This is a genomic window from Microcystis sp. M31BS1, from assembly GCF_020245285.1.
GTDB classification, from domain to species: domain Bacteria; phylum Cyanobacteriota; class Cyanobacteriia; order Cyanobacteriales; family Microcystaceae; genus Microcystis; species Microcystis panniformis.
The window spans coordinates 1-9,078 of the sequence record NZ_JADBVE010000212.1 but is presented as its reverse complement, the minus strand read 5'-3'; the positions used below and the strand labels follow the sequence as shown (position 1 = coordinate 9,078).

The window sequence follows — 9,078 nt, the reverse complement described above, 5'->3', positions numbered from 1 at the left end:
TGGTCGAGGGAATCAACAATAAACTTAAACTAATAAAACGGAGAGGCTATGGCTTTAGAAACTTTCGGAATTTTTGGGTTAGAAGTATGTTATCTTGGCATCTTGTATGTTGATTTAGCATAAAGGGTAACGAAGAGCCACTATTTTACCCAACCAAGAATATTCAAATTTAACTTGAACACGAGTAATCCCACGATTACGAGTAGGTAATTCATAGACTTGATCCCAAGTAATATTAGTAGTCTCTCCTAAAGGTGTTGGACTGCAACGACTGACTTTTTGTCTTTCTAGAAGATAAAAGTTGGTTTTGATTGCGGGGACTTGGAAGGGCGAATTTACCGAGTCAAGTTGATAATTACAAACCACATAGGAAAAGGCTTTAGGTTCATCAAAAAAAGGATGTCTGCCATCAATAGCTTGAAAGTGATAAATCAGATAATCTCTGGGAGATTGAGATAAGCTTTGATAATTTAGTTCATCCAGTTTTTCTGTATAAGCAGAATAGGATTGAATAATCGGCCGCGGTTTCCAATTAAGCTGATTGCCCGGAATAAGTGAAAATTCCCAGGGAATTATATCAATAGTTTTGCCTTGCACTTTTTCCAGCACAGAATCGGGTATTTTGGTAGCGGCAGCAATGACTTGTAAATTTTTAGTTGTACTCCTTTCACCTCGCATTTCTAATTCTCTGGGATTAAGCATAGAGGAAATGACAACCCCAATATTATTAACCACTCTATCGGGACTGAAATTACTCCACTGGCGAGCATTTTCCAGTATGGTTGAATTAGGACTAGAGGTGATAATAATACATCCCAAAAAAATTATTCCCCAAGCACAATAAGCAATTTTCTTCAACCGAGATTTTTTAATAATTGTTGTATAGAGAGAAGCTGAGACAATAACCACAAGTGTAAAAACAACAACGTGAGCATCTTGCCTAACAAATCCATGCTTAAATGATAAAAATATAGGAAAAATATAGGCAATAGCGAGACTAGGGTTTTGGTCTATAATTGCCAGCGACATTAAAAGCAAACTTAAGGCAAAACAGAGCAAAGCAATTAGTAAACGCGGGTAATTTCCTACAATACTCATCGCACTGGAATAACCAGAAGAAAATGCCCAAGAATTGCTCAAATATTCGATGAGAGAGGGAAAATTATCTAGATTAATTGTTTGGAGGAGAAGTAACCCATAAAGCCCATAAAATACTAACAGAGGTAACAAGTTAAGTAAGTGATTCTGGTTAAATAGAAGATAGATTTTGCCTTTGATCCCCCCTGCCCCCCTTAATAAGGGCGGTGCCGATAGGCGGGCAGATCTGACGATAAACCAGAGAGTTAAAGCCACTCCTCCAGCAATGCAAAGATTAACTATAATATGAATAAAGGCTCGGTTATAAGAGGCTGGATAGAGAAAAATAAAGGCAATGGAAGGAATGGTTAAAGTTAAGTTGATACCAGCGAGAACATTTTTAATAACTATCGATGGTGACTTCTGAAAATATCCCCGAAAAATATTAACAAATATGTAGATAAACAGGCTGCCTGCTAGATAAATTCCTAGAGTTAGTTTGGTGAGTATAGAGAACCCACTGATCATACCAATAGCTATAGCCAAATAATTGATGTACTTTTGAAAAAAGTTATCAAAAGACATGAGTATCAGGAGGATAAGTGTCATCTGATAATCAACAGTAAAGCCGATACTGTTGTAGGGATTTCCTACTAGGGTAGCAAAAATAATTGACAGCACAAAAACTATCTGATTGCTATAGCTTTTAATAAATAATAATCTGAGAATAACCACCCCTAATAGACAAAGGTGTATCAACCAGCGAAAATAGATAATTTGGGAAAAGTTGTGATTTAAAGATGTGCCATGAACCAGATAGCCTAGTGGTCCATAGGTGAAGATAATATCTTGACCAAAAATTAACTGTTTATGGGCAGCATCACTAATGGCAAAAGCCCAAGAAGGATCTAAACCAATTTCTAGCCAATCAATAATAGGCAAATTTGCCAGAAAAAAGTAGGCAGTAATGATAATTAGTATTCCCTTGACGAATACAGGTGATTTGAGAGATTTTTTCTGCATAATTGTTCAGTTAAAAAATACCTTTTAAGTCCTTTTCATAGGTGTGAATCCAATCAAAAATATCTTGGATTAATTTTCTACCGTCTCGCTGGGGTTGCCATGCAGTTATAGAACTGATTTTGCGAGAATCAGTGATAAAAATTGGCATATCTCCGGTGCGATTTTCGGGAATTGCCTCAATCATTATACTATTGCCCGTGATTTCCTGACATAGTTTTGTGGTTTCATAAAGGGACAAGGAAAAATCTTGCCCACCACCCACATTAAAAGTCTGCCCTTTGAATTGTTCTAAATTAGCAATCTGAATATCGATTAAATCGAGTAAATCAGCTACATGAAGAAAATCTCTAACCTGTTTCCCTGTACCCCCATAACCGATATATTTTAAGGACTTCTGAAAGTAATGATTAGCCACCCAAAGGGCAAAAACTCCCTGATCAACTTTTCCCATCTGCCAAGGACCAGTTAAAACTCCACAGCGATTAATTAAAGTTCTTAATCCGTAGGCATCCCCATATTCATTAATAATCAATTCCGATGCTAACTTAGTGGAACCGTAGAGAGAACGGGGCAAATCTAAGGGAAATTGTTCCGCGATACCAAAAGCAGAAACCCCAGGTAAATCTTGCTGTTCAGATAACTGAAAACGAGTATCTTTTTCTGTATAGTTTAATTGATTAAGATAGGCGATAGGATAAACTCTGCTAGTGGAGAGAAAAATAAAATCGGCTTGGGTTTGTCTAGCTAATTCTAAACAGTTAATTGTTCCAATTAAGTTAGTTTGCAAAACGTAGCCTGGGGAAGTATAACCAGCTAAAACAGAAGGTTCTGCCGAACATTCTAGGATTAAATCCACTGGCAAAGCGGATGCTTCTAAGTCTTCCGCATTTCTGACATCTCCATGAACAAACTCAATTCCCGCCTGTTTGATACGGGGAATATTTAATTCAGAACCGCGACGTTTTAAGTTATCTAAGGCGATAATTTTCCAATCGGGATAACGTTGGGCTAATCCTAAACCTAAAGAACTACCCACAAAACCCGCACCGCCAGTAATTAACACTTGCCTAGTCATAATTGTACAATCTTGATTAGTATTTATAGGTTACTTTGAATCACTGTATTGTCAGTAATTATCTAGGTTTGGTGGCTTTGACAAATAGCTGCCCACCCAAGAAATTCCAGAAAATAGGAAATTTTAAATAAATTTTGAGTAAGGTGGGTGAAGCGGGTCTTCCTTTCGTAGAAAATGGTAGAAAACGAGGAATTAAAGTATCGATTCTAAAACCAATTGTTTCCAATAACTCCTTTAAAGAAAGGTGAGTTATAGGTAGTTTATGATCGATAAAATCATAGTATTCTTTATAAGAATACTTAAAATTAGGTTGAATCACTAGAAGTGATCCGCCCGGAGTTAAAATGTCATAACAAAATCCCAAAACTTCGATTAATTCTTCCGCACTATTTAAATGCTCGAAAAAGTTGGAGATGAAAATTTTATCAAATCTGATATCAAGTTTTTGCTGCTCATTAATACTGAGAATATTGAGATTCAAGACCGTTACATCAGGATTAGCAAAAACTTTTGCATCAGGATTAAGATCGATTAAGTATTTATTTTTAGACCGAATTTGGTTAATAAATTCGCAGTAACCTCCACCAATATCTAAAACTGTATCATTGACAGTAACATGATTTTGTAAAAAATTATCAACTAAAACTTTCCAAAGAGCTAATTTTGCTTTTCTTTCTTGAGGATTAAAGCGACTTTCGTAAAGTCTCTTTAAGTATTCCATTTGTCGGGTTACTTGCTCGTCTAACATGGTTTTAACCTCTGAATTTATTGGTTACTTTTATCTGATTTTTTGGACAGGTTTGCGCTTATAGTCGCCTCTAGAAAGGTGTTTTTCTAACCAGATGGAGAGAACTATAAATAAATAACGACTGCCCATTTCCTTGAGTTTTAACTTGGAAATCCCCGTGGTACGATTGCGCCAAGTGATGGGAATTGTCGTGTAGGAATATCCTCGCACGATTGCTTTTAAGGGCATCTCTACTGTTAAGTTAAAATGGTGAGACAGTAGAGGTGATATTCCTTCGATAACCTCCTTACGATAGATTTTAAAGGCATTAGTGGTATCATTAAATTTTAGCCCAAATAAAACTTGAATGAAGAGATTAGCCAAACGATTGACGAATAACTTGTGTATGGGATAATCAATAACTTTTCCTCCCCTGATAAAACGAGAACCAAAAACGCAATCGTAGCCTTCTTGGAGTTTATAATAATAGTCCACCATGTTATCGGGAGAGTCGGAATTATCTGCCATTACTACTGCCACTGCATCACCGCTAAAATTTTCTAATCCACAGCGTACCGCAAAACCAAAACCGTTGGGATAATAGTTATTGATGTAGAGAATGCGGGGATTTTCTTGGTTGATTTTTTTCAGAACTGCTTCGGTGTTATCTTTGCTATTGTCATTAACCACCAGGATTTCATAATTAATTTTATCCCGTTCTAAACGTTCAGATATTAAGTGAGTTGTGCTTTCGATGCAATCTTCTTCGTTGTAAGCAGGGATAATTATTGATAGGGTTTTTACCGCATAGTTATCCCTTGATTGACGTGGGTGAGAGTAACCGTCCATCTCGAAAGCTGGGGCTAATCCTTCGGGATAGTACATTTCTGTCTCATTAGTCTTATTCTTGGGTTTAAAAATTAGGCTATCACTGGCAACATAATTAATACTAGCTCCCACTAAAACCCCGATCATTGTGTTAACTCCGGGACTAATTCCTAACCAGTTTAAGAAGGGAAATATCAAGAAAACTCGCAGTAAAACTGCTAAACCTGCCGAGAGATGATAGAGAGGAAGTTGTATCAAAATCACATCTCTAATTGTCCAATCTCCCCCAGTCCACACCCAGATTCTATAGATAAAGAAACTAGCAATTAAAGATATTTCTATCGAAATAACATTAGCAACATTTTCCAGAATTGGGGTATTGAATCCCAAGTCGTCAATGAACCAATAAATTAAGAATAAGTTGATTAGAAATGCCACTCCCCCAGCAATGAGAAATCGGAAAATTTTATTGTTGTAGATTTTAGTTAACATAAGGAACTCAACTCAATATAAATTACAGATAATTATCTCTTATTTACCGTGTCTTGTTGTGTATATATCACAGCGTTTGTTAGAAAAAACGGGCTTTTCATTAGGATTATACAGGCTATCTAAATATTTTTTATCTTCCCGGTTTTCTCTTGTTTTGCGGCAAAAAACTATCGCCTCAACTTGATGATTAGCTCTTGATAACTTATCGAGAGCATTTTTTGATTCTTCCTCACTTGCTTGATTATAAAACATTAAGGCACGACGTTGACTATAGTAAGGTATCAATGAACTCCAATAATCTCCGTAGATTAACAAAACACCTTCAGGAGAAGTAACAGTTTGGACTTGAGAGGCAATTTCTAAGTAACTGTTACCATGCAATTTTGTCGGATACCAGAAAGCTCGGTAAAATTGCAGTTGTGATAACAAAATTAAAGCCAGGAAAAACCAGCCTACAGACTGCCAAATTTTCCGTTTTTTCTCTATTAACCCCATGATGGTAAATCCAGAAGCACCGAGGAGAAAGATAGCATTAGCATAGGGATAATAGTTATGAACAAAATGCAAATTGGTAAAAATGGCAACTGTCAATATAAATAGTAAACTTAAGCCATAACTTAGTAACTTTTTTGAGGTGAAAATTGGTAATATTACTAAAGCCATAACGCTGATTATCAATCCGCCAAAAACGTCATTTAGAGTCCTGGTTAGATAATTTCTCCACTCTGACCGAGATAATTTTTGAGCGATAGTTCCAAAGTTCCAATCTCTCAAAGCTTTCGAGGTGATAAGATCTGCTGCCATGGGATTGAGTAGCTTTTGGGCATCGGCAAAGTTAACCCAAATTTTGGCTAGAAGGAAGGGTATGATGATAAAGACAACGACCGGTATCAATAAATCTTTCGCTAAGTTACGAGATGAGTCTTTCTTAACCCAATTAATACCTATCCAGACACAAGCTAAAATTAAAAATCCAGCCATAGTCGTTACTTTAGTCAGACTGGCAGCGATTCCAAAAAGACAGGCTAATAAGGCAATAATTGGCGATTTATAGCGAAAATAAACCGCAATACAGGCCAGGTAAGCTAAAGAGAAAAATAGGGCGGTTGATTCAATCATGAATGTTCGCGCCCAAAACAGATAAAGAGGACTGGCTAAAAATAAACTCAAAAACAGCCAACGGAAAGCTCGTGCTACTTGTAAATAAGATAGGATTACATATATAGGAATCAAACTTAAATAAAAGAAAAAAGCACTCACAAATCTACCAGTTTGGTCAATGGGAGTCTGAAAAAGCTTAACTAAAATTGCAACTATTCCTTGATAGAGGGGAAACTCCATTGGAATTGACCAAGGCACTCCTAAAACAGGGGTTTCATAGGCTAACCAAGGACTACCTTTGAGTAAATAAAAGACCGAGATGGCCGTTTGAGTTTGACGAAAAGCGTGGACATCTATCAAAGGATTATTCCAGCCGCCGCTAATCCCCCAAAAACTATGGATTAAGCAAACTGCAAAAATTAAAAACAATATTTTCTCAGTCCATGATTTAGAAGCAAGCATATTTGACCATCTCCAGTTTTTTAACCCCATATACGCACAGACCCAGATAGTTTTGACATAGTAATCTAATGCTCTACTATAACCAACGGCTAACGTTTTGACTAAAAATTTCTTTGAGAATATCTGTTACTGTGTAGGTTAACTGCCAATCAGGATAATGATTTTTAAACTTACTCACATCAGAAATCCACCAGATATGATCACCAATACGATTAGTCTCCACATACTGCCAGTTTAACTTTTTATCCGCAATCGCTTCACATTCTTCAATAGCTTCTAACATGGAACAATTACTAAAGCGACTACCACCGATATTATAAACTTCTGCCACTCGCGGAGTCTGATAAAAATGATAGAAAGCATTGACGAGATCGTAACTATGAATATTATCCCGTACCTGCTTACCCTTATACCCATAAATACTGTATTCTTTGCCAATCATCGTACATTTCATCAAGTAGGATAAAAACCCGTGTAATTGGGTTCCCGAATGACTAGGACCGGTTAAACAACCACCGCGAAAAGAGGCAGTTTTCATCTCAAAATAACGCCCGTATTCCTGTACTAATACATCCGCTGCCACTTTCGAGGCACCAAACAAAGAATGTTTACAAGCATCAATACTCATCAACTCGTCAATACCTTGAGCAAAATAAGGATGATTTTCCGAGATTTCCCAACGTAATTCTTTTTCTACTAAAGGCAATTCATTCGGTCTATCCCCATAAACTTTATTGGTGGAACAAAAAATAAATACTGCTTGGGGACAGTGTTGACGAGTATTTTCTAATAAAACTAAAGTTCCGTTAGCATTGACACTAAAATCCATATAGGGATCCTTAGCTGCCCAATCGTGGGAAGGTTGCGCCGCCGTGTGGATAATTAAGGATAGATCATGACTATAGGTTTTAAATATAGCTGAAATAGCTTCATGATCACGAATATCTACAGCATGGTGAATGTATTTATCCCCGTAATCTTGGGATAATTTGGCTCGATTCCACTCCGTTGAAGCGTCTTCGCCAAAAAATACCTGACGCATATTATTATCGATACCGACGACAGTATAACCCCGATCACAAAAAAACCTGACTGATTCGGAACCGATTAAACCAGCAGAACCGGTTACTAGAACTATCGCCATAACTATATCCTGAATTTTTTGCCTAGTTGTTGAGAAATTTCCCCAGTTGAGAAAACTTTCCCCGACTTTACTAGATATGTTCGCCTTTGTCAATTAAACAGGAGGAAATTCCCTTAACTGCGGCAATTCCCTCAAAAATTATCGTCTTATCCACTAGGAGTGATGTAATGGCGTTTTCTTGCCAGTAATCCCTAATTAAGTCCCCATCTCCCCCTGTTAAAATTATCCTGCTCTCTGGATATAAATTTAACCATTCCAGACTGAATTTTTCTATTCCCGCCAAAATTGTATAAATTATCCCACTTCTTATCCCTTCTGCTGTTTCTTTTGCCCACATCTGCGGTAATCTTTCCGGTAAGGACACCTCTGGTAAGGCTGCCGTCCGTTCCCTTAAACTGGCTAATTGCACCTTTAACCCGGGTAAAATTGCTCCCCCCACTAGCTTTTTATCCCTATCCACTCCCGTAAAAGTTAAAGCTGTTCCCGCATCGATTACTAAACAGGGAAATCCGTATTTTTTTCCCGCACCCAATACAGCTAAAGCTCGATCGATGCCGAATGTTGGATATAAATCCAGTAAAGGAATATCTTTTAAAGTAATTATCCGTAAATTGCCATAATTTGCCCATAATTCCCTTTGGCTAGGAACCACCGAGGCGACCATCAATTCACAGTTGCATTTATTTGTCAAGAGTTTAGGGAAAATTTGTTGCAAAAATTCATCACTTAGGGGTTCTCTCAGGTGGGGAGTATCGAGACAAGCTAACAGGGTTTGACCGCAAAAATACCCCCAATGTAGCCGAGAATTGCCCATCATCAAACCTATCCAGTCAGTATCTTGCTCAGTCATTTAGTTAGGGTTTACTGAAAAAGTTTTTCCAGGGTGTGGGGTGTAGGGTGTGGGGTGTAGGGTTTCATGCTTCAACCCAACCTTGTATCTTGAGAAGTAGGCAACCCGTCCCAACCTTGGTCAGAAAAGACCGCTTCGTAGCAAGGGTCACCACCATAATCTCCCTGACAAAACTCGAACAGTCGCCGGGGTCGTCGCAAAAACAATCAATTGTTAAGCTAACAGACCGGATTGGGCAAGGATGAGTAAAATCAAGGGGATGCGCTCAAAAATAACCATCAATTCGGCAAATTTAGGTA

8 protein-coding genes are annotated in these 9,078 nt (G+C 37.6%); 1 reads left to right on the top strand and 7 read right to left on the bottom strand.

Annotated features, from left to right (window positions below):
* Positions 1-113 (top strand): transposase (locus IM509_RS12510; RefSeq protein WP_071784045.1); only part of this gene is annotated, 113 nt, incomplete at its 5' end.
* A gap of 1 nt (position 114) precedes the next feature.
* On the opposite strand, the gene IM509_RS12505 is transcribed toward IM509_RS12510, so the two are convergent.
* From IM509_RS12505 to IM509_RS12475, 7 genes are all read right to left on the bottom strand, one after another.
* A complete protein-coding gene (locus tag IM509_RS12505; protein WP_287716994.1) occupies positions 115-2,100 on the bottom strand; it encodes a hypothetical protein in 1,986 nt (661 codons plus the stop codon).
* A gap of 10 nt (positions 2,101-2,110) precedes the next feature.
* Positions 2,111-3,175 (bottom strand): NAD-dependent epimerase/dehydratase family protein, encoded by a 1,065-nt coding sequence (locus IM509_RS12500; RefSeq protein ID WP_185237842.1) that lies wholly within the window; start codon positions 3,173-3,175, stop codon positions 2,111-2,113.
* Between the two features lie 58 nt (positions 3,176-3,233).
* Complete coding sequence (locus IM509_RS12495; RefSeq protein WP_004162582.1) at positions 3,234-3,923, bottom strand: class I SAM-dependent methyltransferase; 690 nt, start codon at positions 3,921-3,923, stop codon at positions 3,234-3,236.
* 30 nt (positions 3,924-3,953) lie between these two features.
* A complete protein-coding gene (locus IM509_RS12490; protein ID WP_072927668.1) occupies positions 3,954-5,222 on the bottom strand; it encodes a glycosyltransferase in 1,269 nt (422 codons plus the stop codon).
* A 39-nt stretch (positions 5,223-5,261) separates the two neighbouring features.
* Entirely contained in the window at positions 5,262-6,785 is a 1,524-nt protein-coding gene (locus tag IM509_RS12485) for an ArnT family glycosyltransferase (protein ID WP_185237843.1), read from the bottom strand.
* A 76-nt stretch (positions 6,786-6,861) separates the two neighbouring features.
* Positions 6,862-7,929, bottom strand: a complete 1,068-nt coding sequence (locus IM509_RS12480; RefSeq protein WP_072927701.1) for an NAD-dependent epimerase/dehydratase family protein — start codon at positions 7,927-7,929, stop codon at positions 6,862-6,864.
* Between the two features lie 70 nt (positions 7,930-7,999).
* A complete protein-coding gene (locus IM509_RS12475; protein WP_072927703.1) occupies positions 8,000-8,779 on the bottom strand; it encodes a pantothenate kinase in 780 nt (259 codons plus the stop codon).
* Positions 8,780-9,078 lie beyond the last annotated feature (299 nt).

Bases quoted from the DNA above. Each gene is read 5' to 3' on its own strand.
- IM509_RS12505 (WP_287716994.1), bottom strand. From the start codon at position 2,100: ATGCAGAAAAAATCTCTCAAATCACCTGTATTCGTCAAGGGAATACTA.
- IM509_RS12500 (WP_185237842.1), bottom strand. From the start codon at position 3,175: ATGACTAGGCAAGTGTTAATTACTGGCGGTGCGGGTTTTGTGGGTAGT.
- IM509_RS12495 (WP_004162582.1), bottom strand. From the start codon at position 3,923: ATGTTAGACGAGCAAGTAACCCGACAAATGGAATACTTAAAGAGACTT.
- IM509_RS12490 (WP_072927668.1), bottom strand. From the start codon at position 5,222: ATGTTAACTAAAATCTACAACAATAAAATTTTCCGATTTCTCATTGCT.
- IM509_RS12485 (WP_185237843.1), bottom strand. From the start codon at position 6,785: ATGCTTGCTTCTAAATCATGGACTGAGAAAATATTGTTTTTAATTTTT.
- IM509_RS12480 (WP_072927701.1), bottom strand. From the start codon at position 7,929: ATGGCGATAGTTCTAGTAACCGGTTCTGCTGGTTTAATCGGTTCCGAA.
- IM509_RS12475 (WP_072927703.1), bottom strand. From the start codon at position 8,779: ATGACTGAGCAAGATACTGACTGGATAGGTTTGATGATGGGCAATTCT.